The organism is Clostridioides sp. ZZV14-6387 (genome assembly GCF_020657835.1).
Lineage (GTDB): Bacteria > Bacillota > Clostridia > Peptostreptococcales > Peptostreptococcaceae > Clostridioides > Clostridioides difficile_A.
Genome location: NZ_JAGWCW010000015.1, coordinates 58,242 through 83,097, shown reverse-complemented (window position 1 = coordinate 83,097; position 24,856 = coordinate 58,242). Strand labels below are relative to the sequence as shown.

Here is a 24,856-nt window from a genome sequence, read left to right as displayed (position 1 = left end):
AGAAGATGTATTTAATAGTATTACTATTAAATACATCTAAAAAATAGAATAAAAGGAGATATAGTCATGAAAAAGTTACCAATAAAAACTGTCGTACAACGACTACTAGACTTACAAGAAGAGGGGAAAAGTGCAACACTTTTAGGGATTGGGCCTATGTCACCAAACTTGTTACAAGCGAGTTTTGAACTAGCAAAAGATAATGATTTTCCTTTAATGTTTATTGCCAGTAGAAATCAAGTAGATGCAGATGAACTAGGTGGTGGTTATGTAAATGGTTGGAATCAAAAAACTTTTACAAAGGATATTAAGCAAATAGCTGATAAAGTTGGATTTGATGGTCTATATTACTTATGCAGAGACCATGGAGGACCATGGCAAAGAGATAAAGAAAGAAACGACCATTTGCATGTTGATAAAGCTATGGAATTAGGAAAAAAATCTTATTTAGCTGATATTGAGGCAGGTTTTGATTTACTAATGATTGACCCTACAAAAGACCCATTTGAAATGGGAAAGGTAATTCCATTAGATATAGTACTAGAAAGAACTGTAGAATTGATTGAATATTGTGAGAATGAAAGAAAAAGACTCAATATGCCAGAAATAGGATATGAAGTTGGGACAGAGGAAACAAATGGAGGATTAACTTCAACTGATACATATGAGACATTTATAACTAAATTAAAAGTTGAACTTGAAAAGAGAGATTTACCAATGCCAACATTTATAGTTGGTCAGACAGGGACTCTAACTAGAAAAACAGAACAAGTAGGTACTTTTAATTTTAAGAATGCTTATGATTTAGCTCAAATGGCTAAAAAGTATGGAGTAGGATTAAAAGAACATAATGGAGATTATTTGGATGATGTGACTTTATTAGAACATATACCATCTCAAATTATTGCAACAAATGTTGCTCCTCAATATGGAACTGAAGAGACGAGAGCATACTTAAAGTTAGCAGAAGTTGAAAGAAAACTAAAGGAAGAAGGATTAATTGAAAAAACTTCAAATATTAGAGATGTTCTTCTTGTAGATGCTATTGAATGTGGACGTTGGAGAAAGTGGGTAATGGGAGAACAGAAAGATTTAACTATTGAAGAAATATTTAAAGATGAAGTTTTATCTAATGAGATATTAGATATTGCAGGTCACTATACATTCAACAATGATAGTGTTAAAAGAGAGATAGAAGTACTTTATAGTAATTTAAGTAAAAATAATATTGATGGTCAAAGATTTGTTGTAGACCACATTAAGCGCCCTTTACGTGAGTATGCAGAATGTTATAATTTAAAAGGTGTTACTACAAGAATTTTAAATAAATAATAGGACTTATAGTGGCAAGTATTGTTATACTAGGTATTTATAGATATAATTATACTTACCACTACTAAATTTGGGAGGACTAATATTTTGATTAATTTAATTTTTGATGTAGATGATACTTTATACAATCAATTGACACCTTTTTATATTGCATATGATAAGATATTTTCTTCAGTAAAAGGTATTTCTGTTGAAGATTTATATATAAGCAGTAGAAAGTATAGTGATGAAGTGTTCCATTTGACTGAGAGTGGAGATATGCCAATTGAGAAAATGCATGTATATAGAATAATGAAGGCTTTTGAAGAATTAGGAAATCCTATTAAAGAAAAGGATGCCCAAAATTTTCAAGATGAGTATATATATCAGCAATCACAAATTACTTTAATACCAGAAATTGAGCAGGTTTTGAATTTTTCTAAAGAGAGAAATATTAATATAGGAATCATAACGAATGGACCATCAGCACATCAAAGAATGAAGTTAAAGCAGTTGAATGTTGAAAACTGGGTTGACAAAAACCATATTTTTATTTCTAGTGAAGTTGGTTTTTCTAAGCCAGATATCAATATCTTTAGAATGGCTGAGAATGTTATGAATTTAGATAGAGAAAATACATATTATGTAGGTGATTCTTATAAAAATGATGTAGTAGGTGCTAAAAAAGCTGGATGGAAGAGTATTTGGATGAATCATAGAAGTCACGGAGTAGAAGAATTGTTTTATAGGCCAGATTTTATAATCTCAGAATATAAGGATTTATTGTTTTTGATTATAAAAATATGTAGTAAATAAAATGTTAGTGATAGAATTACATAAAATAGTTAGGAGTAGCTATGTAGAATTAAGGATTTAAATTATAAGAAATTTATTTCGCATTAAAAAATAAATCATTTAGAAAAAGAACTTTAATGTTTAAAAGAATATTAAAGTTCTTTTTAATTTAAAAAACTTTCTGTGTTGATAATATAAATTTTTTAACAAATTGTCCGATAAATAAAAGGATAGATAGTTATTAATTTAAGTTAAGTAGGTTTTGATGAATTATACTGAGGATGATAAGTTAAAATTTATATTATATTTAAATCATTAAAATAACAAAAATAAATACTAGATTAAATTTTATAAACAAGTACAATATTCAATTGGAAGGTAGGATTAGATATGAAAGCAATAATTTTAGCAGCTGGAATGGGAACGCGATTGAGACCATTAACTTTAGAATCGCCTAAACCATTAGTTAAAGTTAATGGAAAACCAATGATAGAAACTCAAATAGAATCTCTATTAGAAAAGGGGATAAGAGATATAAAAATAGCTGTAGGATATCTAAAAGAAGAATTTTACTATCTAGCAGAAAAATATAATGTGGAATTAATACATAATGATAAGTACGATATGTACAATAATATTTATACTATGTATTTATTAAGAGAGCATTTACCTGATAGTTATGTTATAGAAGGAGATGTATATTTATATAATAATTTTATAGATCCAGATATAAATAAATCTACTTATTTTACTTTTTATAAGGAAAATTTCAATAATGAGTATATATTTAAGTTTGATAAAAATGACAAGGTTTATGATATGTATGTGGGTAATAATAGTGGATACATATTATGTGGAGTGTCCTATTGGTCATTAACAGATGGAAATATTATAGTAAAAAAATTAGAGGAAACAGTAGATAGTGGAGATTTTGAAAGTCTATTTTGGGATGATGTTGTAATGCAAAATAAAGAAAATTTAAATATGTACATTAAGAAAATAGATTCTAAGGATTGCTTTGAAATAGATACAGAAGAAGATTTGAAGTTTTCAGAAAGATGTATAATTCAAAATAATAATTTTATAATGAATAAGTCTTTACAATACTCTAAGTAGATTAGAAAGGAGCTTATATGGGAATTTTAAATAAAATAATGAACCAAGAATCTTTTGATGTAAAAACATCACTAGATTATATTAAGGAATATGAGCAAGTATTACCTTTTGACAGTGAGATTCACACTGCACGTGCAGTTACATATTTTTTTGCAGAAGAATATGAACTTGCAGAAGAACATATTAGAAAGGCCTTGAAATTTAGACCTAATAATTATGATAATAACTTTTATTTAGCAAATATTTTGATTGCTAAAGGTAAATATTCTGATGCTATTAAAGCAGCTATGCTGAGTGTAACATTCTTAAAGCATTTTGCTAAGATTTCGGGCTATGATTATGTAAATGAAAAACTAGTTTATGCCAATGAACAAGTAAAAAATATCATTGATTATTGTATTGAAAGTATAAAAGATACAAGAGTGCTTGAAGACTTAAAGAGATTTTTGGGATTCATTGAATTAAGCATTGCCAAATTTCCTGCATGTTTTTACAATAATAAATGGAATGTTATAATAGAAGAATATTTAAATAAAAATTCAAGTAGTAAGTACAATGATTATCTATGCTTTTATTCTGATAAATATAATAATGTTTTAGCAGATTTTCAAAAAAAATTATGTACTGTTGTTAACAATCCTGAGATATATTCAATATGTCCAATAGAAGGTTTTAAATCTATGACTACAAAAGAATTTAATTTGGATAATGGGAAATATATTATTCCAATTGCTACAACTGAATATAATCAAGTTATTGACTTCAAAATTAGAACTGATAATTTTAAATCACAACAAGTAGATCCACCAGGTTTTTTTAAATACTATAGGGTAAATAATGGTGTTAGTTTAAAGTCAGATAAAGATGTTATAGTTGGAAAACCAATCGAATTAGGATTCAAAGAAAATAATAAAAAATTAGTTTTTACTATATTTATAGATGCTTTATCTCAACAATATTTATCAGAAACAAAATATAAATCAATGCCTTACACAAAAGCTTTTTTTAAAAAAGGAATTATATTTAAAAATTGTTATTCTACAGGGGAGTGGACATATCCATCCTTGACAAGTGTGCTTACAGGATTATATACAACTAATCATCACTTTTTACATTCTAGTGCAGGATATAAATATCCTGAGGATATAGATTTATTTAGTGAGATTATGAAAAAAAATGAATATTTTACTGCAAATATAAGCGGTACATATGCATTTGCCTCATATAGTAGTGGTTTTAGAGGATTTGATAGAACAGTTTTTAAGAATAGTTTAGGATTTTCTGACTCACAAATAATTAATGATGCAATTGAACATATTGAATCATTTAAAGAAACAAATCAATTTGTATTTATCTCTTTAAGTGATGTTCATAAAATATTAGATGATATTGAAAATTATAGTGTTAATTATAGTATTGTTAATCAAACATCTTTGGATATAGAGACATCTTTATCAAAAAGGAGTCCATTTGTAAGTGCATGGCAAAAATATGATGAGGAAGCTATTAAGAAATATGATGTAGCACTTAAGGAATTAGATCGTCAGCTGAAAGGAATTTATGATTATATATTACAGAATTACTCTGAAGAAGAGTATTTAATTAGTATTTTCTCAGATCATGGAGCTTCATTCTTGGGCAAAGATGATTTTTTATTAAAATCAAATATAACTAATAGTGTATTAATGGTTAGAGGGTCTGGAAGTGTATCCAATGATGATACTGAGTATATAAGTAATATGGATTTAATTCCTATAACTCTGAAGTTGGCAAATATAGAACATGATCTATCGAAGTATGATTGTGTACTTCCAAAGACACTAGGAGGTAAGGGTCGTGAGTTCACTTATAGTGAATCAATATATCCTGGTCAAACTTATAAAGCTATGGTTAATAATGATAAATATTGTTATATACTAGAAACAAAAGATATTACTAATATAGATGGAACCATTAATTTTGATGAATATAGTGATTCTGTCTTTGATAAAAAAGAAGGCAAAGAGGTTAAAGATAATGATATTTTAGAATACTATAGAGAAATAGTATATAATCACATAAAGAGCAATATTAAATATTGAAATTAGAAGTTATTTAGACATCAAATATATACAGTCTATTGTATTTTAATAAATATTCTACTTTTAAAATATAACTATTTAATTTATGTAGTAAGAATCTTTGGATATCAAAGTTAATAAAAGGGATTGAGCTTAAAATTTGATTAAAGAAATCAATTTTGAGACAATCCTTTTTTATTTCAACAAAAAAATAAAAATAAAGTTCGTAACATAACGAACGAAAAAAATGCCAGTAATATTTTTTTTAAAAAATTTCAAAAAAGAGTTGATAATATATGTATATTAATATAAAATTTAATATATATAATTCGTATAATTATACGAATGATTTAGAGTGTAAAATAACTTATAAACGGAGAGGGGAAGTCTAATGAAAGTAGCAGTAGTTATGGGTTCAAAATCAGATTATCCAAAATTAGAAGAAGGGATAAAACTGCTTGAAAAATATGGAATAGAAGTTGTAGCAAGAGCATTATCTGCTCATAGAACACCAGAACAACTTTCAATATTCCTAAAAGAAATAGAAGATGATACTGATGTAATAATAGCAGCAGCAGGAAAAGCAGCACATTTACCAGGAGTAATAGCATCACAAACATTAATTCCTGTAATAGGATTACCTATTAAATCATCAACTATGGATGGACTAGACTCACTTTTATCAATAGTTCAAATGCCAAAAGGAATACCAGTTGCAACAGTTACAATAGATTTAGGTTTAAATGCAGCTTTATTGGCATTACAAATAATGACTTTAAAATACCCAAAATTAAAAGAGGATTTGAAATCATATAGAGAAGAGATGGCACAAAAGGTGCTAGAAGACGACAAGAATTTAAGGGGGTAGCAGATGTTATTATATGAAGGAAAAGCAAAACAAGTATACTCTACAGATAATGAAAATGAATATGTTGTTTACTATAAAGATGATGCAACAGCATTTAATGGAGAGAAAAAAGCAGAAATATCTTCAAAAGGGATATTAAACAATAAGATATCAACAATAATCTTTGAAATGTTAAAAGAAAATAATATAAATACACACTTTATAAAAAGTTTATCAGATAGAGAGATGCTAGTTAAAAAAGTAGAGATTCTACCATTAGAAGTAATAGTGAGAAATATCGCTGCTGGTTCTATTTGCAAAAGAGTTGGTCTTGAAGAAGGTGAAGTTTTCGATGAGCCAATCTTTGAAATAAGCTATAAAAATGATGCTTATGGTGACCCAATGTTAAATGACGATTATGCAGTAGCAATGAAATTAGCAACTAGAGAAGAATTAAAATTCTTAAGAGAAGAAACTTTAAAAATAAATGAACTACTAAAAGCATTTTTCTTAAAATTAAACCTAAAGTTAGTTGACTTTAAAATAGAATTTGGTAAAGATTCAGAAGGAAACATAATATTGGCAGATGAAGTATCACCAGACACTTGTAGACTTTGGGATGTAAATACAAATGAAAAGCTAGATAAGGACAGATTTAGAAAAGACCTTGGAGACCTTGTAGAAGGTTATACGGAAGTACTTTCAAGAATGAATAATAAATAGGAGGCAAATGTATGTGTGGAGTTTTAGGGATTTACTCTAATAAAGATGTAACTAAAGAACTATATTATTCTTTATATTCTATGCAACACAGAGGGCAAGAAAGCTGTGGTTTAGCTCTTTTAGATGATGGAGAAATTAAGTACAAAAAAGATATGGGATTAGTTGGAGATGTTTTTAAAGAAAGTGAACTATCTAAGTTAAAAGGAAATATAGGTATTGGACATGTTAGATATTCAACAGCTGGAGGGAGTCATGTTTCTAATTGCCAACCTTTAGTTGGAAGCTGTAGAAAAAGACAATTAGCCATAGCTCATAATGGAAATTTAGTTAATGCAAATTATTTAAAAGACATGTTAGAAGAAGATGGATATATGTTCCAAACTAATTCAGATACAGAAGTGATTTTATATATACTTGCAAGATATTACAAAGGTGATATAGTAGAAAGTTTAAAAATGACTATGGATTATATCAAAGGTGCATATGCTCTTGTAATAATGAGTCAGGAAGAATTGGTTGCAGTTAGAGACCCACATGGATTCAGACCTCTTGTACTTGGTAAAAAGGGTGATGAATATATATTTGCATCAGAAAATTGTGCAATAGATATACTTGGCGGAGAAGTTATAAGAGATGTAGAGCCAGGAGAAATAATAATAGTTAAAGATGGAGAATTAAAATCATATTTTTATTCAGAAAATTATAAGCCAGTTAAGAAGAGTTGTATATTTGAACACATATACTTTGCAAGAAACGATGCAACTATAGACAATGTAAATGCATATGAATTTAGAATTAAATGTGGTGAAAGATTAGCTCAAAATGAAAATGTAAATGCAGATATGGTAGTTCCAGTTCCAGATTCAGGTTGGCCAGGAGCTATTGGTTATGCAAATGCTAGTGGATTAAAAATAAGTGAAGGCTTAGTTAAAAATAGATATGTAGGAAGAACGTTTATAAAACCTACACAAGAAGAAAGAGAAATAGCAGTAAAAATAAAATTAAACCCTCTTTCAACAATAATAAAAGGAAAATCTATAATTTTAGTAGATGACTCAATTGTAAGAGGAACTACATCTAAACAGTTAGTAAAATCTTTAAGAGAAGCAGGAGCAAAAGAAATTCATCTTAGAATAACATCTCCTCCAGTAGCTTACTCTTGTTACTATGGAATAGATACTCCAAATCGTTCTAAATTAATTGCATCAAGTAACAATGTAGAAGAAATGAGAGAATATATTGGATGTGATAGTCTAAAATTCCTAGATATAGAAGGAATGTTAGATGCAGCAGAACATAAGTCTACTTTCTGCAAAGCTTGTTTTGATGGAGAATACCCAGTTAAGAAAATTGATAAGGAGGAATTATTTTCATGTTAACATATAAAGAATCAGGTGTAGATATAGATGAAGGAAATAGAGCAGTAGACCTTATAAAAGGTAAAATAAAAGGAACTTATGATGGAAATGTAGTTGGAGATTTAGGTAACTTTAGTGGATTATACAGTTTAAAAGATTTTGTAGGAATGAAAGAACCAGTTTTGCTTGCATCTACAGATGGTGTTGGGACTAAGTTAAAAATAGCTCAAATGATGGACAAGCATGATACTGTTGGAATAGATTTAGTTGCAATGTGTGTAAATGATTTGATTTGTCAAGGAGCAAAGCCATTATTTTTCCTTGATTATATAGCTCTTGGGAAATTAATTCCTGAGCATATAGAAAAAATAGTTGGTGGAATTGCAGATGGTTGTAAAATGTCTGGTTGCGCACTAATTGGTGGAGAAACTGCTGAGATGCCTGGTATGTATGGAGATGATGATTATGATTTAGCAGGGTTCTCTGTAGGTATAGCAGACAAAGAAAAGATTGTTTCTGGAAATAGTGTTAAATCAGGAGATGTATTAGTTGGTATATCTTCAAGTGGAGTACACAGTAATGGTTTTTCTTTTATAAGAAAGATATTTTTAGAAACTTACAACTATAAAATGGAACAATATGTTGAAGAACTAGGAATGACAGTTGGGGAAGCGCTTTTAACACCAACTAAAATATATGTTAAATTAGCTTTAGATGTATTAGCTAAACATGATATAAAAGCTATAGCTCACATAACTGGTGGAGGGCTTATAGAAAATATAACAAGAGTTATACCTAAAGGATTAGGATTAGATATTAATAAAAAATCTTGGGAGAAGCCTCCTATATTTAAAATGATAGAAGGTTTTAATGCTGTTGATGAGAGAGAACTTCATAAAAGTTTCAACATGGGTATTGGACTAGTTTTAATAGTAAATAAAGAAGATGCTAACAATGTTGTAGACTTTATAAACAATAGAGAAAATGACAATGCTGCTTATGTAGATAAAAAATACAGTGAGTTATTAGAAGATAAAGCATATATAATTGGTGAAGTAGTAGATAGTCATGAAGGTGTAGAATTATGTTAAATATAGGAGTTTTAATATCTGGTGGAGGAACAAATTTACAAGCAGTTATAGATGGAACTGAGTCTGGAAAAATAAAAGGTCAGGTTAAAGTAGTTATCTCAAGTAAGCAAGATGCTTATGGTTTAGAGAGAGCTAAAAATCATAACATAAAGGCAATTTGTGAAACTAACGAAGACAAGATAATAGAAATTCTTAAAGAAAATAAAATAGATTTAGTAGTTTTGGCTGGTTATTTAAAAATAATCAGCCCAAAGCTGGTTAATGAGTTTAGAAACAAAATGATAAACATACATCCATCATTAATTCCTTCATTCTGTGGAGCTGGATTCTATGGAGAAAGAGTTCATCAAGGTGTTATAGATTATGGTGCTAAAGTAACTGGTGCTACAGTTCATTTTGTTGATGAAGGTGCTGATACTGGACCAATTATAATGCAAGATGTAGTTAAGGTGAATCAAGATGATGATGCAAAGACACTTGCAAAAAGAGTGTTAGAAGTTGAACATAGGATTTTAATAGAAAGTTTAAGTCTTTTTTGTGAAAATAAATTAAAACTTCAAGGTAGGAGAGTGTTTATAAATGAGTAAGAGAGCTTTAATAAGTGTAACTGACAAGACAGGTGTAGTAGAATTTGCTAAAGAGTTAAACAAGCTAGATTATGAAATTATATCTACAGGAAATACTTTTAAGACATTAAAAGAAAATGGAGTTAATGTAATGCAAGTTGAAGATGTTACAAACTTCCCAGAAATATTAGATGGAAGAGTAAAAACATTAAATCCATATATACATGGTGGGATACTTTACAAAAGAGATAAAGAATCTCATGTGGAAACTGTAAATGAACACAAAATACATTCAATAGATTTAGTAGCTGTAAATTTATATGATTTTGAAGGAACTTTAAAGGCTGGAAAAAGTCATGATGAAATGATAGAAAACATAGATATTGGTGGACCATCTATGATACGTTCTGCTGCTAAAAACTATAAAGATGTAATAGTAGTAGTAGATATAAAAGATTATGATTCTATAATAGAAAAATTAAAAACAGACACAATGACATTAGAAGACAGAAAAAAATTATCATATAAAGCTTTCTCAACTACAGGAAGATATGATGCGTTAATATCTAGTTATTTTGCTGGAGAAGTTGGAGATACATATCCTGACATATTAAATTTAACTTTCCAAAAAGAACAAACTTTAAGATATGGAGAAAATCCACATCAAAATGGTTTCTTATATTCACAATCAAATGCAAAAAATCCAATCTTAAACTATGAGCAATTAGGCGGTAAAGAACTTTCTTTTAACAACTTAAACGATTTACATGGATGTTTAGAAGTAATGAGAGAATTTAAAGATAGTGAAGAAGTAGTTTCAGTAGCTATAAAACATGCTAATTCATGTGGAGTGGGATTAGGTAAAGATGCTTTTGAAGCATATACAAAATGTTATGAAGCAGATAAAGTTTCAATATTTGGTGGAATAGTAGGAATAACTTCTACTGTAGACAAAGCTACAGCAGAGAAATTAAATGAAATATTCTTAGAGATAGTAGTAGCATATGATTTTGAGCCAGAAGCTTTAGAGATACTTAAACAAAAGAAAAATTTAAGAATATTAAAATTAGCTAAGATAGAAGATAGTTTACAACCATACGAAATGAAATACTTAGATGGAAAATTATTAATACAAGATAGAAATAGTACTTTAGCAGAAAAAAGTGAAAATGTAACAAAAGCAAAGCCAACAGATGAACAACTTAAGGATATGGAATTTGGTATGAGAGTAGTAAAAAATATGAAATCAAATGCAATTGCAATAGTAAAAAATGGTCAAACTTTAGCTTTAGGTTGTGGACAAACATCAAGAATTTGGGCATTAAAAAATGCTCTTGAAAATAACAAAGATAAAGACTTTACAGGAGCTGTTTTAGCATCAGATGCATTTTTCCCATTTGATGATTGTGTAACATTAGCTCATGAATATGGAATATCAGCAGTAGTTCAACCAGGTGGTTCTATAAAGGATAAAGATTCAATAGAAGCTTGTGATAAGTATGATATGGTTATGGTATTTACAGGAATAAGACACTTCAAACACTAAGGAGGATATTATGAAGATATTGGTTGTAGGCGGTGGCGGAAGAGAGCATGCTATATGCTGGAAACTAAGCAAAGAAAAGAATATAGAAAAAGTTTATTGCGCGCCAGGTAATGCAGGAATTGCAAATGTAGCAGAATGTGTAAATATAAGTGATACTAATATAGAAGAACTTTTAAAATTTGCAAAAGAAAATGAAATAGGTCTTACAATAGTAGGACCAGAAGTACCACTAGTTATGGGCATAGTAGATGAGTTTGAAAAGGAAGGTCTAAGAGTTTTTGGGCCTAATAAAAAATGTGCTCAACTTGAAGGAAGTAAAGCTTTTTCAAAAGATTTTATGATAAAACATAACATACCTACTGCAAAATATAAAGAATATACAAACTTAGAAGAAGCTATATCAGAAATAGATAGCTTTGGATATCCAGTAGTAATAAAAGCGGACGGATTAGCTGCTGGAAAAGGTGTTGTAATACCTGAAAATAGAGAAGATGCTATAGCAACTTTAAAAGAAATGATGTCAGATAAGAAGTTTGGAACTGCTGGAGATAAAATAGTACTTGAAGAGTTCTTAAAAGGAATAGAAACTTCAATCTTGGCATTTGTAGACAATGACACAATAGTTCCTATGGCAAGTGCAAAAGACCATAAGAAAGTAAATAATTATGAACAAGGACCAAATACTGGTGGGATGGGAACTTTTTCTCCTAGTGAAATATATACAGAAGAATTAGCAAATAAAGTAAAAGAGACAGTATTAGAAAAAACTTTAGAAGGATTCAAAAAAGATGGTCTTAACTTTAAAGGTATTTTATTTGTTGGTCTTATGATAACTGAAGATGGAGAGAAAGTACTTGAATACAATGTAAGATTTGGAGACCCTGAGACACAATCTGTTTTATTTAGATTAGAAACAGATTTACATGAGATAATGGAAGCTATATTGGATAATAAATTAAAAGATATAGAAATAAATTATAGTGATGATGAAGCAGTATGTGTTATGCTTACATCAGGAGGGTATCCAGACAGTTATGAAAAAGGAAAAATTATAACTGGTCTTGAAAACCTGGATGATGATATAGTAGTATTCCACAGTGGTACTAAGATGCTTGATGGTAATTTAGTTACTAATGGAGGAAGAGTAATTGGTATAACTGCAAAATCAACTACAGTTAAGGACGCAGCAGAAAAAGTTTATGAGAATATAAAGAAAATAAACTTTGAAGGAATGCACTATAGAACAGACATAGGAAGATAATTTTTCTAAAATGGAGGATAAGGTATGTTGAATACTGAAAATAAAGACTCAATGGTTAGAAGAGTATTAGTTGAAAAAAGAGAAGGTTTTGACCTTGAGGCTAAAGCTTTAAAAAAAGACTTGTTGGAAAGTTTACACATAAGCAATATAGAAAATTTAAGAATATTAAATAGATATGATGTAGAGGGAATATCAGAAGAAGTTTATGAAAATGCAGCAAAAACAATATTTTCTGAACCAAATCTAGATGTAGTATATTATGAAGAAATACCAGAGTTAAATGGTGAAAGAGTATTTGCGATAGAATTTCTTCCTGGTCAATATGACCAAAGAGGTGATTGGGCAGCTCAATGTATCCAAATCGTAAATCAAGGTATAAGACCTGCTATTAATACAGCAAAGGTTTATATATTATCAGGTCAAGTAACTGATGAAGAGTTTTCTAAAATAAAAGATTACTGTATAAATCCAGTAGATAGTAGAGAAGCATCTTTAGAGAAACCAGAAACATTAAAAATGGAAACTGAAATACCAACAACAGTTGAAGTATTAGATGGATTTATAGATTTAGATGAAGATGGATTAAAAACATTTGTAAGTGAAAAAGGATTAGCAATGACTTTAGGAGACTTACAACACGTTCAAAAATATTTTAAAGATACAGAAAAAAGAAATCCAACTATAACAGAAATAAAAGTTCTAGATACTTACTGGTCTGATCATTGTAGACACACTACTTTTATGACTGAAATAGAAAATGTAAAAATAGAAGATGGTAAGTTTAATGATATAGTAAAAGAAGCGTATCAAATGTATCTTAACTCAAGAGACAATGTGTATGTGAACAGACATAAAGATATATGTTTGATGGATATAGCTACAGTTGCAGTAAAAGAATTAAAGAAAAATGGAAAATTAAATGATTTAGATGAAAGTGAAGAGATAAATGCATGTAGTATAAATGTAGATGTTGAAGTTGATGGTAAGATGGAAAAATATTTAGTAATGTTTAAAAATGAAACTCATAACCATCCAACTGAAATAGAGCCATTTGGTGGAGCAGCTACTTGCCTAGGTGGAGCTATAAGAGACCCATTATCAGGAAGAAGTTATGTTTACCAAGCAATGCGTGTTACAGGAAGTGCTGACCCAAGAACAACTTTAGAGGATACTTTACCTGGAAAACTTATGCAGAGAAAAATTACTACAGAAGCTGCTCATGGTTATAGTTCATATGGTAACCAGATAGGCCTTACAACTGGACAAGTTGCAGAAGTATACGATGAAAATTTCGTTGCAAAGAGAATGGAAATAGGTGCAGTTATAGCAGCAGCACCAAAAGAAAATGTAGTAAGAGAAAGACCAGAAGCAGGAGATGTGATAGTTCTTCTTGGAGGAAAAACAGGAAGAGATGGTTGTGGAGGAGCAACTGGTTCATCTAAAGAGCATAGTGAAGAATCAATCTTAACTTGTAGTGCAGAAGTTCAAAAAGGAGATGCTCCTAACGAAAGAAAAATACAAAGATTCTTTAGAAATAAAGAAGTTGCTCAAATGATAAAAAGATGTAATGACTTTGGAGCAGGTGGAGTTTGCGTTGCTATAGGTGAAATTGCTGATAGTTTGGACATAAACTTAGATTTAGTGCCTAAAAAATACGATGGGCTTGATGGAACTGAACTTTCAATTTCAGAATCACAAGAGCGTATGGCTGTGGCTATAAAAAAAGAAAATAAAGATAAATTTATACAATTAGCAGTAGAAGAAAACTTAGAAGCTACACATGTAGCTACAGTAACTGATACAGGATATTTAAGAATGTTCTGGAATGGAAAAGCAATTGTAGATATAAATAGAGAGTTTTTGGATACAAATGGAGTAAAACAAACTACTGATGTCCATGTTACTAAAGTAGATGAAGAAAACACATTCTTTAGCTCTAATGAAATAGTGAAAGATGTTAAGTGTGCAAGTATGAAAGATAAATTTACAAAAGTATTATCTGACCTTAATGTTTGTTCTCAAAAAGGATTAGTTGAGATGTTTGATAATACAATTGGTGGTAATACAGTACTTATGCCATTTGGTGGAAAGTACCAAGCTACTCCAACTCAAGGTATGGTTGCTAAGATACCAGTACTTGGTGGAGAAACTAATACTTCTACAATAATGACTTATGGATACAATCCAAAGGTAGGAAAATGGAGTCCATTCCATGGTGCTTTATATGCAGTAGTAGAATCTGTGTGTAAATTGGTTGCTATTGGAGGAAATTACAGTACGACAAGACTTACATTCCAAGAGTATTTTGAGAAACTTGGTAACAATCCAGAAAAATGGGGTAAACCATTCTCAGCACTTTTAGGAGCATTCTATGCACAAAGTAAATTTGAGATACCTGCTATAGGTGGAAAAGATAGTATGTCTGGTACATTTAAAGATATTGAAGTTCCGCCAACATTGGTTTCATTTGCTGTTGATACAGTAGATGCTAGAAAAGTAGTATCTCCAGAATTTAAAAAAGCAGACTCAAAAGTAGTAATGTTATGTGTAAATAAATCAGAAAATGATGTTATAGATTTTGAAGAATTAAAGAAAAACTTGGATAAAGTAAGAGAACTTATACATGGAAATAAAGTTTTATCAACATATGCATTGGGATTTGCAGGTGTGGGTGAAGCAATAAGTAAAATGTCTTTTGGTAATAAAGTAGGATTTAAGTTTAGTGAAGAAGCTGAAAAGGCACTTACAGATGATAAATTATTTGAGGCTAGTTATGGAAATATAGTACTTGAATTAGCGAATGATGATTTAAATGTGTTAGAGGGATATAATTACATAGTGCTTGGAAGTACAGTTAAAGAAGCTAGTTTATTCATCAAAGGTGAAGAACTTTCATTAGATGAATTATATAAAGCACATTGTAGTACTTTAGAGCCTATATTCCCAACTAAAGCAGAAGAAGTAAAATCAAAAATAGAGACTATAAGTTATATATCACAAGGAGAGGCTAAAAAATCATCATTAAGTATAGCTACTCCAAGAGTATTTATACCAGCATTCCCTGGAACAAACTGTGAATATGACTCTGCAAGAGCATTTGAAAGAGCAGGAGCTAATGCAAATATAAGAGTATTTAAGAATTTAACTTATAAAGATATAGAAGATTCTATAGATACAATAGTGAATGAGATAAAATCTTCTCAAATAATAATGTTACCAGGTGGATTTAGTGCAGGTGATGAGCCAGATGGTTCTGGTAAATTTATAGCTACTGTATTTAGAAATCCTAGAGTACAAGAAGCTATAAATGAGTTTTTAACTAAAAAAGATGGTCTAATGCTAGGTATCTGTAATGGATTCCAAGTATTAATCAAATTAGGATTAGTTCCTTATGGAGAAATAAGAGTTCAAAGTGAAAATGCACCAACACTTACTTACAATAATATTGGTCGTCATCAGGCTAAGATTGCTAGAACTAGAATTTCTTCTAATAAATCTCCTTGGCTAGCTCAAACTAATGTTGGTGATATTCATAATATAGCAGTTTCTCATGGAGAAGGTAAGTTTGTTGCTAGTGAAGAGGTTATGAGAGAATTAATTGCTAATGGACAAGTGGCAACTCAGTATGTTGATTTTAATAACGAAGCTACTTATGATATTGAATTTAATCCAAATGGTTCATTCTATGCTGTTGAAGGTATAACTAGTGTTGATGGTAGAGTGTTTGGTAAGATGGGACATTCTGAGAGAATTGGTGAGGCAGTATATAAGAATATTATAGGTGAAAAAGACCAAAAGATATTTGAATCTGGAGTTAAGTATTTTAGATAAGGTCTTAATATTTAATTGGTAATTACAATTTATATTTTGGATATTTAAACTTAGAGAGATGTAATAATATGATTATAATCATTCAATATTACATCTCTTTTTTATTTATATAAAAATAATATATTCTACTCAAGTCAAAATATAAGCTATGTTATAATTAATTATTAAGCAGAATTGAATATTTATTGGAGGTAAACACGATTAATGAAAATATTAATAACAGGGTCTAATACACAATTAGAAAAAGAATGGTTATAAGTTAATAGGTATATTGTTTACAGAAAATATAATAAGATATTATGTAAAATATAAATATTTCTTTTGTTTATCCGATAATAATAATATGACTAAATAAATCTAAGGTTTTAATAAATTTTATATAAAACTATTGGAGAGAGGATTATATGAACTCAAGTAGTTTGGGTTTTATATGTTTAACTTTTAAGTCTATAAAATTTAGAAAGGGGAGTTTTATATTGAACGATATAAGTTCGCTAATTAATATACTGGCATTAACACAACTATCTAGTAGTAATACTACAAGTCAATGTAATTGTGGATATAATAATTCATCTGGATTTGATATGATTATGATGACACTGTTAAAAGCATTATCACAAAATAATCAACAAACATATTTTAATAGTTATGATTCATTATCTAATTCTGAAAAGTTATTTAATGAACTTGATAATGCAGCAGATAATACAATTAGTAAGTCTGTAGAAGTTGATACAAAAGATAAAAGTACAAAGTCAAGAATTGAAAATGCTGTAGAACAAGCATCAAAAAAATATAATGTGGATGCAAACCTTATAAAAGCAATAATTAAAGTTGAATCGGATTTTAATCCAAATACTGTTTCCTCTGCTGGTGCTAAGGGTCTTATGCAACTTATGCCAGAAAATTGTAGAGATTTGGGTGTTACAGACCCTTTTAATATAGAGCAGAATATAGATGCTGGAACTAGACACATTAAGGAATATATTGATATGTTTGGAGGTAGTATAGAAATGGGACTGATGGCATATAATGGTGGTCCTGGAAGGATGAAAAGTAGAGGGGTAGAATCAGTTTCTGACTTATATAAAATGCCAAAAGAAACGCAAAATTATGTTCCCAAAGTTATGAAATATTATAGAGGGTAGGCTTTATTATGGGTATAAATATAGATAAGCTAAATATAGGTCCAAGTAGAAATATAGAGGTAAAGAAAACAAAGGAAAATAATAAATTTTCTGATAGTCTAAACTTTGTAAAACAATCTTCTTCATTAGAGGATATAAAAAAGAATCTAGAAAGTGTAAAAAGGGCTGGAGAAAGGCTTGTACTTACTCAAAATTATGGAGATATTAGTAGGTATAAAAATGCTATAAAAGAATATCTAAAATCTGTTGTAGATAATATGTATTCACTTGATAAAAATAGTAGCTTTTGGGAGCATCAGTATTATAAGAATGTAAAGATTGTCAATAATAAACTTGAGGATATGACTAATCAGTTACTTGGTGAAGAAAAAGAAAACATAGATATTGTTTCTACTGTTGATATGATACAAGGATTGTTAATAGATATGTATAGGTAAGATTTTATATGAGGAGAAAAGTTTTATGAATAGTAAAAAAGAAGATATATATGAATTAAATTTTGGACAACTAATAGAAGAAAAATCTGGAGTTATAGAAGAAAATCAAAATGTTTTTAATGCAAAAGTAAATGTAGCTGTTTCTATAGGAAATACAACAGAAATAATAAAAAATATATTAGAGTTGAAAGAAGGCTCTATAATAAAACTGAATAAAAATATAGATGAAAAATTAGATATCTATGCAAATGATAGATTATTTGCTTATGGAGAAAGCATTATTACAAATGAAAAATTATCTGTAAGATTATCTAAAATAGAAGATTCAGATATAAATTAAAGCTTTAAATAGCATCCCCTTAGGTTATTCTATACGAGTTTAGCTAAAAGGGGTATTTTTATGAAAAATTTAAAATATGTTTGAATAATATAAATATTTTTCTTTTTTGACCGATAACTAAAATATAAGGTTGTAATTTTGGAGGTGAAACTATGGATATTAAAAATGTGAGTTCAAATATTGTAATAAATAATTATTTAAAGAATACATCTGATGTAAAAAAAGTGCAAGAAGTTCAAAAAACTAATAAAACAGACAAGATAGAACTATCTAAATTTGCAAAGGAAATGGCGAGCGTATCAAATATGAATGATGAGACTATTAGAAATAAAAAAATAGATGAAATAAAAAATGCATTGGAAAGTGGAACTTACAAAATAAAACCAGAAGAAATTGCTAAAAAAATGATAGAGGATATGCGAGGATAAAGCCATGATTACAGACTTAAAAGTTATAATATATGAAGAAAAAAAGATACTTAGTAATATGATGGAGTTATTAAAAGAACAATTTGATTATATAGTTGTAAAAGATATAGAAAATCTAAATAAGTTAAATCCTAAATTAGAAGATATCAGTAGAGAACTTGCATCTATAGAGATAAAGAGAAGACAACTTTTTAATGATGATGTTCCAATGAGTGAAGTTATTGAAAATAGTAATGATGAATATTTAAAAGAAATATATACAGAGTTAAAGCATATCATTGCTTTGGCTAAGAATCAACAAGAGTCAAATGATTCCTTAATAAAGAAGGAACTTATTTTTACTAAGAAAATGATTAATTTTATAAAACCAGTTGATAAACAAACTACAACTTATAATTCTTATGGAAATATTAGAAAATAGATATTGGGAGGAAAAATATGGCGGGATTATTTTCCATTTTAAATACAGCTAATTCAGGTATGAATGCTCATCAAAAGGCAATACAGACAATTTCTCATAACATAAGCAATCTAGATACAGAAGGATATTCTAGGCAAAGGACAGAATTTGCCACAAATAGTCCAATGTATATGCCTAGCCTGAACAATGCAATTGGGAGAGGTCAATTAGGTACAGGTGTACATGTAACAGATGTAACAAGAGCTAGAAATAGCTTTTATGATTATCAATTCAGGTCAGAAGCTCACAAATATGGAAAGACAGTTTCAAAGTATGACTATTATAATACTATAGAAACTATAATAAATGAACCATCAGATTATGGTATATCTACAGGTATAGATGACTTTTTCAAAGGATGGGAATCATTAGCAAAGGATATAAATAGTGATAGTAAAAAAAGTCTAGTGGTAGAAAATGCATCAAATTTAGCAACTTTAATAAGTGAAAGTTATAAAAAACTTGATAAGTTAAAAGGGGAAATAGATGATAATATAGACTCTGAGATAAAACAGATAAATGACATGTTAAAGAGTCTTGAAGATTTAAATAAATCTATTGATGTTATATCTGGTTCTGGCTCTACACCAAATGATTTACTTGATGAAAGAGATAGAATATTAGATGACTTAAGTTTTAAATTAGACCTTGAAAATCCTGATGTTAAAAATATGCTCGCAGATGGTAAATTAGAACTTAATGAATTAAAAAATGCAGATGGAACTTGGAAAACAGGTGTATCAGGAACTTTACAAGGATTGTTTGAAATGCATGGCAAAATTGATACATATAAAAGTGATTTAAAAGATGTATCTGATGGATTAGCTAAACAGATAAATGATGTTTATAATACATCTGCTGGAATAACAGTAAACGATTTTTTTATAACTTCGAATGTAGCTGGTGAAGATATCATAAAAGTAAACCCAGACATAAAGAGTAACTCAAATGAATTAAAGCTTACTGCTGATGAGGCTTCAAAAATTGCTAAACTAAAAGATGAAAAAATAGATATTGGAGCAGTTGGTGGAAAAGTAAGTACAATAAGTGATCACTATAAAGCTTTTGCAGAATCAGTAGGTTTAGACTCTCAAAAAGTGAATCAAGATGAAGTTAATCAACGTAAAATTATAAATAATATTGATAGCTCACGAATGAGTGTTTCAGGTGTATCTTTGGATGAAGAAATGACAGAGCTTATAAAAGTACAACGTTCATATCAAGCAAGTGCAAAAGTTATGTCTACAGCTGTGCAACTACTGGATGTTGTAATAAATGGAATAATTTAATAGAAGGGGGAGTCTATAATGAGAGTTAGTACAGGTATGATGTCAAGTAGTTATCTAAATTCATTACAAGATAATTTACAAAGATTGGACAAGGTTAATAGGCAAGTTAATACAACTAAAGAAATAAATAAGCTATCTGATAATCCATATAAAGCAATAAAGATATTAAATTCAAAAAGTGAAATAAAAACTATGGAAACTTATATTGAAAATTGTAAAGATACAGCAGATTGGTTAGAAACAACTGATACTTCATTAGATCAGCTTGGGAATTTATTATCAGACATAAAGAAGGGTTTGGTGTCAAGTGGTAATGGTTCGTATTCAGATGACGAAATAAAAACTATTAGCAATTCAACTAATGAGAAAATGAAAGAAATAGCAAATGCTTTAAATGCAACGCATGAAGGTAAGTACATATTTTCTGGTTCAAATACAGGAACACCACCTGTTGAGTGTATAGAGAATGCTGATGGCTCAGTAAGTTTGAAGTTTAATTCTAGTATAAATCTTAATAAATTAAAAGATTCTTTGAGTATGGATATAGCTCAAGGAATAAGTGTAGATTATAATGTTAAATTGGGTAGTCTTGGATTTGACCCAACAAAGGCTGATCCATTTGAAGATTTAAATAATATATCAAAGAAGCTAGCAAATCCAGATGATGCTGCTATAAAAGAGTTGACAACAACTTGTTTAGGTGATATGGAGAAATTAATAGAAAATACAGTAAATGTTAGGTCTATTTATGGTACAAAAGCGAATACAGTAGATGCTATGAAGGAAAAAAATGATGATAGTTTGATACAGTTAAAGGATGTTCTGTCGCAAAATGAAGAGATAGATTATGGAGAAAAACTTGTTCAATTAAAAGCTGCAGAACTAACCTATCAAGCTTCACTACAAACAGGAGGAAAGTTATTTAATGTATCTATATTAGATTACATATAGTAAAATAACGAAGATATGATGAAAGTTACATTAAAAAAAGGAATACTAGGTTTTGAAAATTTAAAAGAATATGAGCTTTTAGATATAGAAAATGAAGATATTTTAAAAGAGTTTAATTCTACTGAAGAAGATTGTATAGGATTTATTGTTGTATCACCATTTGAAATTATTAAGGAGTATGAAATAGTCCTAAATCAAGAAATAATAGAAAAACTTGAAGTAAAATCTCCAAATGATATTATGTTACTTAATATAATCACTATTGGGCAAACACTTGAAGAATCAACTGTGAACATGAAAGCTCCTATAGTAATAAATGTAAGAAATAATTGTGGTATGCAAATAATTTTACAGGATGAAGAATATTCAATATGGCATCCATTATTGAGAGGTGATGGTGGATGCTAGTAATTTCAAGAAAAAAAGATGAAGCAGTACTTATAGGAGAAAACATAGAAGTAAAAGTTGTAGGTGTAGATGGAAATAACATAAAATTAGCCATATCTGCTCCTGATAATATAACCATATTAAGAAAAGAAATATATGAAAAAGTAAAAAGTGAAAATGTAAAAGCTACAAATAAAAATATAAAAATTCTAAAATCATTAAAATAAAACACTTGGAGGAAGTAATATATGTATGGAGAGAATCCTTATAATTCTTATAAGCAAAATGCTATTTTTATGGCATCCAAAGAGCAATTGTTGCTTATGCTTGTTGATGGAGCATTAAAATATACAAAAATAGCTAGAGGAGCTATTTTAGATAAAAATACACAAAGGGCACATAGAGAGCTTATAAGAGTTCAAGATATATTTACAGAGCTAATGGTTACATTGGATCAGAGTGCAGGGCAATGGGCTAAAGATATGTATAGGGTTTATGATTTTGTAAGATATGAACTATCAAGAGCAAATGTTAGGAAAGATGTACAAATAATAGATAATGTATTACCTGTAATAGAACAAATTAAAGATACATGGCATGAAGCTGATAAAAAAAGTAAAGAAGAAAGAAGTAGGTATAAATAATGGCTTTAAATCTAACTGAATTAAATAAGTTATCAAAAGAGGAATTACTGTTGATGCTTGTAGATGGAACAGTAAAATATACTAATATATCAAAAACTGCACTTTTAAACAAAGACTATTTAAAAGCTCATAATGAACTTGTAAGAGTTCAAAATATATTTACAGAATTAATGAATACATTAGATCAAAATGCAGGACAATGGGCAAAAGATATGTATAAAGTTTATGAATTTATAAAATATGAATTAATAAGGGCTGATATAAATAAAGATATCAAAATAATTGATGATATATTGCCAATAGTAGAACAAATAAGAAATACATGGTATGAAGTCTATAATAAATTAGAAATATAATTATGATAGGAGGATAAATATATGTCAAGTATAAGTCCAATAAGAGTCACAGGCCTTTCTGGAAATTTTGATATGGAAGGTATAATAGAAGCTAGTATGACAAGGGATAAAGAAAAAGTTAATAAAGCGAAACAAGATCAGCAAATAGTTAAATGGAAACAAGAAATATATAGAGATATTATAAAAGAATCAAAAAGTCTTTATGACAAGTATCTTAATGTAGATTCTCCTAACAGTATAGTAAGCAAAAAAGCATACTCTGCTACAAGCATAACTAGTTCTGATGAAAGTATTATAGTAGCAAAAGGTTCCGCAGGGGCAGAAAAGATAAACTATCAATTTGCAGTTTCTCAAATGGCTGAACCAGCAAAAGTGACTATTAAATTAAACTCAAGTGATCCTGTTGTTCAACAGTTTCCTCCAAATGCTAGTGGAGCTAGTTCTTTAAATATAGGTGGTGTAAATATACCAATATCTGAGCAGGATACTACAAGCACCATTGTAAGCAAAATAAATTCACTTTGTGCAGAGAATGATATAAAAGCTTCTTATAGTGAAATGACAGGTGAATTGATTATTTCAAGAAAACAGACTGGTTCATCATCAAACATTGACTTGGAGGTAGTTGGAAATGATAATTTAGCTGACCAAATTGCTAATGATAATGGTATTACTTTTGCAACTGATGCTGGTGGAAATAAATCTGCGGTAGTACATGGAAAAAATTTAGAAGCTGATGTGACTGATGAATATGGAAGAGTAACGCATATAAACCAAGAACATAATTCATTTAATATAGATAACATTGATTATAATGTAAATTCAAAGGGGACTGCTAAATTAGTTTCTGTTACTGACACTGAAGAAGCTACTAAAAATATGAAGGCATTTGTAGAGGATTATAATGCATTAATGGATAAGGTATATGGGCTAGTTACTACTAAAAAGCCAAAAGATTATCCACCTCTTACAGATGAGCAAAAAGAAGATATGACAACTGAAGAAATAGAAAAATGGGAAAAGAAGGCCAAAGAGGGAATACTCAGAAATGATGATGAATTGAGAGCTTTTGTTGAGGATATTCAATCTATGTTTTTTGGAAATGCAGATACTATTCTTGCTTTAAGAAAATTGGGTATTAATGAATCTGAAAATTATAACAAAAAAGGGCAAATATCATTTGATAAAGATGTTTTTTCAAATGCACTTATAGATGATAGTGATAAGGTATATAAAACTTTAGCTGGATATTCTTCAAATCATGATAATAAAGGACTGTTTGAAAAATTAAAAGATATTGTATATGAGTATTCTGGAAGTTCAACTTCTAAACTGCCAAAAAAAGCAGGTATAGAAAAGACTGCTTCTGCCAGTGAAAATGTATATTCAAAACAGATTGCAGAGCAAGAAAAAAATATAAGCAGGTTAGTTGAAAAAATGAATGATAAAGAGAAAAGGCTTTATGCTAAATATTCAGCCTTGGAGTCTTTGTTGAATCAATATTCTTCACAAATGAACTATTTCTCACAAGCTCAAGGTAATTAATTATGGATAAATTAGAAGAAAAAATAAATCTATATAAAGACATATCTTTAAAAATTATAAATTTGATTGAAAAAGAGGAATATAAAAATATAAGTAATAGATTAAATGAGAGACAAGATATTATAAATAGTATAAGTGAAGTTGATAAAAATGACTTTATACAGTTTTATAATAGTATGGAATTAATTGAAATCGATAATAAAATAAGAGTTACTTTACAAGAACAATTATTAGAAGTAAAAAAAGAGTTGCATGAGTACAAATTTACTAAACAGGCAAATACAATGTATTCTAGTCTGAATAGAGAAAAAGTAAATATTTTTAATAAAAAAGTATAAAGTTATAGATTAACTTGTCCGATTATAT

The 24,856-nt window shown here is 28.9% G+C and carries 25 protein-coding genes; all 25 read left to right on the top strand.

The genetic code is table 11. The features are described from left to right. Positions 1 to 66 precede the first annotated feature (66 nt). Positions 67 to 1,332 (top strand): class II D-tagatose-bisphosphate aldolase non-catalytic subunit, encoded by a 1,266-nt coding sequence (locus KGF38_RS11210; protein WP_074178095.1) that lies wholly within the window; start codon positions 67 to 69, stop codon positions 1,330 to 1,332. A gap of 87 nt (positions 1,333 to 1,419) precedes the next feature. Continuing rightward, complete coding sequence (locus tag KGF38_RS11205; protein WP_074178094.1) at positions 1,420 to 2,127, top strand: HAD family hydrolase; 708 nt, start codon at positions 1,420 to 1,422, stop codon at positions 2,125 to 2,127. Between the two features lie 369 nt (positions 2,128 to 2,496). Further along, a complete protein-coding gene (locus tag KGF38_RS11200; RefSeq protein WP_074178093.1) occupies positions 2,497 to 3,222 on the top strand; it encodes a sugar phosphate nucleotidyltransferase in 726 nt (241 codons plus the stop codon). 17 nt (positions 3,223 to 3,239) lie between these two features. Continuing rightward, positions 3,240 to 5,303 carry a sulfatase-like hydrolase/transferase gene (locus tag KGF38_RS11195; RefSeq protein ID WP_074178092.1) on the top strand — a complete coding sequence of 688 codons (2,064 nt, stop codon included), beginning with the start codon at positions 3,240 to 3,242 and terminating at the stop codon, positions 5,301 to 5,303. Between the two features lie 370 nt (positions 5,304 to 5,673). Further along, entirely contained in the window at positions 5,674 to 6,150 is a 477-nt protein-coding gene (gene purE / locus KGF38_RS11190; RefSeq protein WP_003425290.1) for a 5-(carboxyamino)imidazole ribonucleotide mutase, read from the top strand. A gap of 3 nt (positions 6,151 to 6,153) precedes the next feature. Then, a complete protein-coding gene (gene purC / locus KGF38_RS11185; RefSeq protein ID WP_054268779.1) occupies positions 6,154 to 6,852 on the top strand; it encodes a phosphoribosylaminoimidazolesuccinocarboxamide synthase in 699 nt (232 codons plus the stop codon). 11 nt (positions 6,853 to 6,863) lie between these two features. Then, entirely contained in the window at positions 6,864 to 8,231 is a 1,368-nt protein-coding gene (gene purF, locus KGF38_RS11180) for an amidophosphoribosyltransferase (protein WP_054268780.1), read from the top strand. Continuing rightward, positions 8,225 to 9,301, top strand: coding sequence for a phosphoribosylformylglycinamidine cyclo-ligase (gene purM / locus KGF38_RS11175; RefSeq protein WP_054268781.1), 1,077 nt, complete (start codon positions 8,225 to 8,227; stop codon positions 9,299 to 9,301). The genes purF and purM overlap by 7 nt, the downstream gene beginning before the upstream one ends. Next, complete coding sequence (purN, locus tag KGF38_RS11170) at positions 9,295 to 9,888, top strand: phosphoribosylglycinamide formyltransferase (protein ID WP_054268782.1); 594 nt, start codon at positions 9,295 to 9,297, stop codon at positions 9,886 to 9,888. The genes purM and purN overlap by 7 nt, the downstream gene beginning before the upstream one ends. After that, positions 9,881 to 11,413: a bifunctional phosphoribosylaminoimidazolecarboxamide formyltransferase/IMP cyclohydrolase gene (gene purH / locus KGF38_RS11165; RefSeq protein WP_074178091.1), complete on the top strand. Its 1,533-nt coding sequence runs from the start codon at positions 9,881 to 9,883 to the stop codon at positions 11,411 to 11,413. The genes purN and purH overlap by 8 nt, the downstream gene beginning before the upstream one ends. 10 nt (positions 11,414 to 11,423) lie before the next feature. Continuing rightward, positions 11,424 to 12,674 (top strand): phosphoribosylamine--glycine ligase, encoded by a 1,251-nt coding sequence (gene purD / locus KGF38_RS11160; protein WP_074178090.1) that lies wholly within the window; start codon positions 11,424 to 11,426, stop codon positions 12,672 to 12,674. A 24-nt stretch (positions 12,675 to 12,698) separates the two neighbouring features. After that, positions 12,699 to 16,505 (top strand): phosphoribosylformylglycinamidine synthase, encoded by a 3,807-nt coding sequence (locus tag KGF38_RS11155; RefSeq protein ID WP_074178089.1) that lies wholly within the window; start codon positions 12,699 to 12,701, stop codon positions 16,503 to 16,505. Between the two features lie 476 nt (positions 16,506 to 16,981). Beyond that, positions 16,982 to 17,653, top strand: coding sequence for a lytic transglycosylase domain-containing protein (locus KGF38_RS11150; RefSeq protein WP_074178129.1), 672 nt, complete (start codon positions 16,982 to 16,984; stop codon positions 17,651 to 17,653). Between the two features lie 8 nt (positions 17,654 to 17,661). Next, the gene (locus KGF38_RS11145; RefSeq protein ID WP_074178088.1) at positions 17,662 to 18,090 is read left to right on the top strand and encodes a YaaR family protein; all 429 of its coding nucleotides are present in this window, start codon (positions 17,662 to 17,664) and stop codon (positions 18,088 to 18,090) included. A gap of 25 nt (positions 18,091 to 18,115) precedes the next feature. Further along, positions 18,116 to 18,430, top strand: a complete 315-nt coding sequence (locus KGF38_RS11140; RefSeq protein ID WP_054268787.1) for a FliM/FliN family flagellar motor switch protein — start codon at positions 18,116 to 18,118, stop codon at positions 18,428 to 18,430. Positions 18,431 to 18,582: 152 nt separating this feature from the next. Beyond that, a complete protein-coding gene (flgM, locus tag KGF38_RS11135) occupies positions 18,583 to 18,858 on the top strand; it encodes a flagellar biosynthesis anti-sigma factor FlgM (RefSeq protein ID WP_054268788.1) in 276 nt (91 codons plus the stop codon). Positions 18,859 to 18,862: 4 nt separating this feature from the next. Continuing rightward, positions 18,863 to 19,279: a flagellar protein FlgN gene (locus KGF38_RS11130; protein WP_074178087.1), complete on the top strand. Its 417-nt coding sequence runs from the start codon at positions 18,863 to 18,865 to the stop codon at positions 19,277 to 19,279. A gap of 17 nt (positions 19,280 to 19,296) precedes the next feature. Continuing rightward, on the top strand, positions 19,297 to 20,607 hold the full coding sequence (gene flgK, locus KGF38_RS11125; protein WP_074178086.1) for a flagellar hook-associated protein FlgK: 1,311 nt from the start codon (positions 19,297 to 19,299) through the stop codon (positions 20,605 to 20,607). An 18-nt stretch (positions 20,608 to 20,625) separates the two neighbouring features. After that, positions 20,626 to 21,558 carry a flagellar hook-associated protein FlgL gene (gene flgL / locus KGF38_RS11120; protein ID WP_074178085.1) on the top strand — a complete coding sequence of 311 codons (933 nt, stop codon included), beginning with the start codon at positions 20,626 to 20,628 and terminating at the stop codon, positions 21,556 to 21,558. Positions 21,559 to 21,573: 15 nt separating this feature from the next. Continuing rightward, on the top strand, positions 21,574 to 21,966 hold the full coding sequence (locus KGF38_RS11115) for a flagellar assembly protein FliW (RefSeq protein ID WP_074178084.1): 393 nt from the start codon (positions 21,574 to 21,576) through the stop codon (positions 21,964 to 21,966). Continuing rightward, the gene (gene csrA / locus KGF38_RS11110; RefSeq protein ID WP_054268793.1) at positions 21,960 to 22,172 is read left to right on the top strand and encodes a carbon storage regulator CsrA; all 213 of its coding nucleotides are present in this window, start codon (positions 21,960 to 21,962) and stop codon (positions 22,170 to 22,172) included. Before KGF38_RS11115 ends, csrA begins: the two co-directional genes overlap by 7 nt. A 21-nt stretch (positions 22,173 to 22,193) precedes the next feature. Beyond that, complete coding sequence (fliS, locus tag KGF38_RS11105; protein WP_054268794.1) at positions 22,194 to 22,589, top strand: flagellar export chaperone FliS; 396 nt, start codon at positions 22,194 to 22,196, stop codon at positions 22,587 to 22,589. Further along, the gene (gene fliS / locus KGF38_RS11100; protein ID WP_054268795.1) at positions 22,589 to 22,945 is read left to right on the top strand and encodes a flagellar export chaperone FliS; all 357 of its coding nucleotides are present in this window, start codon (positions 22,589 to 22,591) and stop codon (positions 22,943 to 22,945) included. Before fliS (KGF38_RS11105) ends, fliS (KGF38_RS11100) begins: the two co-directional genes overlap by 1 nt. Before the next feature lie 21 nt (positions 22,946 to 22,966). Further along, positions 22,967 to 24,490: a flagellar filament capping protein FliD gene (gene fliD, locus KGF38_RS11095; protein ID WP_074178082.1), complete on the top strand. Its 1,524-nt coding sequence runs from the start codon at positions 22,967 to 22,969 to the stop codon at positions 24,488 to 24,490. A 2-nt stretch (positions 24,491 to 24,492) separates the two neighbouring features. After that, complete coding sequence (locus KGF38_RS11090; protein WP_074178081.1) at positions 24,493 to 24,828, top strand: flagellar protein FliT; 336 nt, start codon at positions 24,493 to 24,495, stop codon at positions 24,826 to 24,828. The last annotated feature ends 28 nt before the right edge of the window (positions 24,829 to 24,856 follow it).

What these genes read in the sequence shown, in the direction of transcription:
- KGF38_RS11210 (WP_074178095.1), top strand. Translation starts at nt 67, where the DNA reads ATGAAAAAGTTACCAATAAAAACTGTCGTACAACGACTACTAGACTTA.
- KGF38_RS11200 (WP_074178093.1), top strand. Translation starts at nt 2,497, where the DNA reads ATGAAAGCAATAATTTTAGCAGCTGGAATGGGAACGCGATTGAGACCA.
- KGF38_RS11195 (WP_074178092.1), top strand. Translation starts at nt 3,240, where the DNA reads ATGGGAATTTTAAATAAAATAATGAACCAAGAATCTTTTGATGTAAAA.
- purE (WP_003425290.1), top strand. Translation starts at nt 5,674, where the DNA reads ATGAAAGTAGCAGTAGTTATGGGTTCAAAATCAGATTATCCAAAATTA.
- purC (WP_054268779.1), top strand. Translation starts at nt 6,154, where the DNA reads ATGTTATTATATGAAGGAAAAGCAAAACAAGTATACTCTACAGATAAT.
- purF (WP_054268780.1), top strand. Translation starts at nt 6,864, where the DNA reads ATGTGTGGAGTTTTAGGGATTTACTCTAATAAAGATGTAACTAAAGAA.
- purM (WP_054268781.1), top strand. Translation starts at nt 8,225, where the DNA reads ATGTTAACATATAAAGAATCAGGTGTAGATATAGATGAAGGAAATAGA.
- purN (WP_054268782.1), top strand. Translation starts at nt 9,295, where the DNA reads ATGTTAAATATAGGAGTTTTAATATCTGGTGGAGGAACAAATTTACAA.
- purH (WP_074178091.1), top strand. Translation starts at nt 9,881, where the DNA reads ATGAGTAAGAGAGCTTTAATAAGTGTAACTGACAAGACAGGTGTAGTA.
- purD (WP_074178090.1), top strand. Translation starts at nt 11,424, where the DNA reads ATGAAGATATTGGTTGTAGGCGGTGGCGGAAGAGAGCATGCTATATGC.
- KGF38_RS11155 (WP_074178089.1), top strand. Translation starts at nt 12,699, where the DNA reads ATGTTGAATACTGAAAATAAAGACTCAATGGTTAGAAGAGTATTAGTT.
- KGF38_RS11145 (WP_074178088.1), top strand. Translation starts at nt 17,662, where the DNA reads ATGGGTATAAATATAGATAAGCTAAATATAGGTCCAAGTAGAAATATA.
- KGF38_RS11140 (WP_054268787.1), top strand. Translation starts at nt 18,116, where the DNA reads ATGAATAGTAAAAAAGAAGATATATATGAATTAAATTTTGGACAACTA.
- flgM (WP_054268788.1), top strand. Translation starts at nt 18,583, where the DNA reads ATGGATATTAAAAATGTGAGTTCAAATATTGTAATAAATAATTATTTA.
- KGF38_RS11130 (WP_074178087.1), top strand. Translation starts at nt 18,863, where the DNA reads ATGATTACAGACTTAAAAGTTATAATATATGAAGAAAAAAAGATACTT.
- flgK (WP_074178086.1), top strand. Translation starts at nt 19,297, where the DNA reads ATGGCGGGATTATTTTCCATTTTAAATACAGCTAATTCAGGTATGAAT.
- flgL (WP_074178085.1), top strand. Translation starts at nt 20,626, where the DNA reads ATGAGAGTTAGTACAGGTATGATGTCAAGTAGTTATCTAAATTCATTA.
- KGF38_RS11115 (WP_074178084.1), top strand. Translation starts at nt 21,574, where the DNA reads ATGATGAAAGTTACATTAAAAAAAGGAATACTAGGTTTTGAAAATTTA.
- csrA (WP_054268793.1), top strand. Translation starts at nt 21,960, where the DNA reads ATGCTAGTAATTTCAAGAAAAAAAGATGAAGCAGTACTTATAGGAGAA.
- fliS (WP_054268794.1), top strand. Translation starts at nt 22,194, where the DNA reads ATGTATGGAGAGAATCCTTATAATTCTTATAAGCAAAATGCTATTTTT.
- fliS (WP_054268795.1), top strand. Translation starts at nt 22,589, where the DNA reads ATGGCTTTAAATCTAACTGAATTAAATAAGTTATCAAAAGAGGAATTA.
- fliD (WP_074178082.1), top strand. Translation starts at nt 22,967, where the DNA reads ATGTCAAGTATAAGTCCAATAAGAGTCACAGGCCTTTCTGGAAATTTT.
- KGF38_RS11090 (WP_074178081.1), top strand. Translation starts at nt 24,493, where the DNA reads ATGGATAAATTAGAAGAAAAAATAAATCTATATAAAGACATATCTTTA.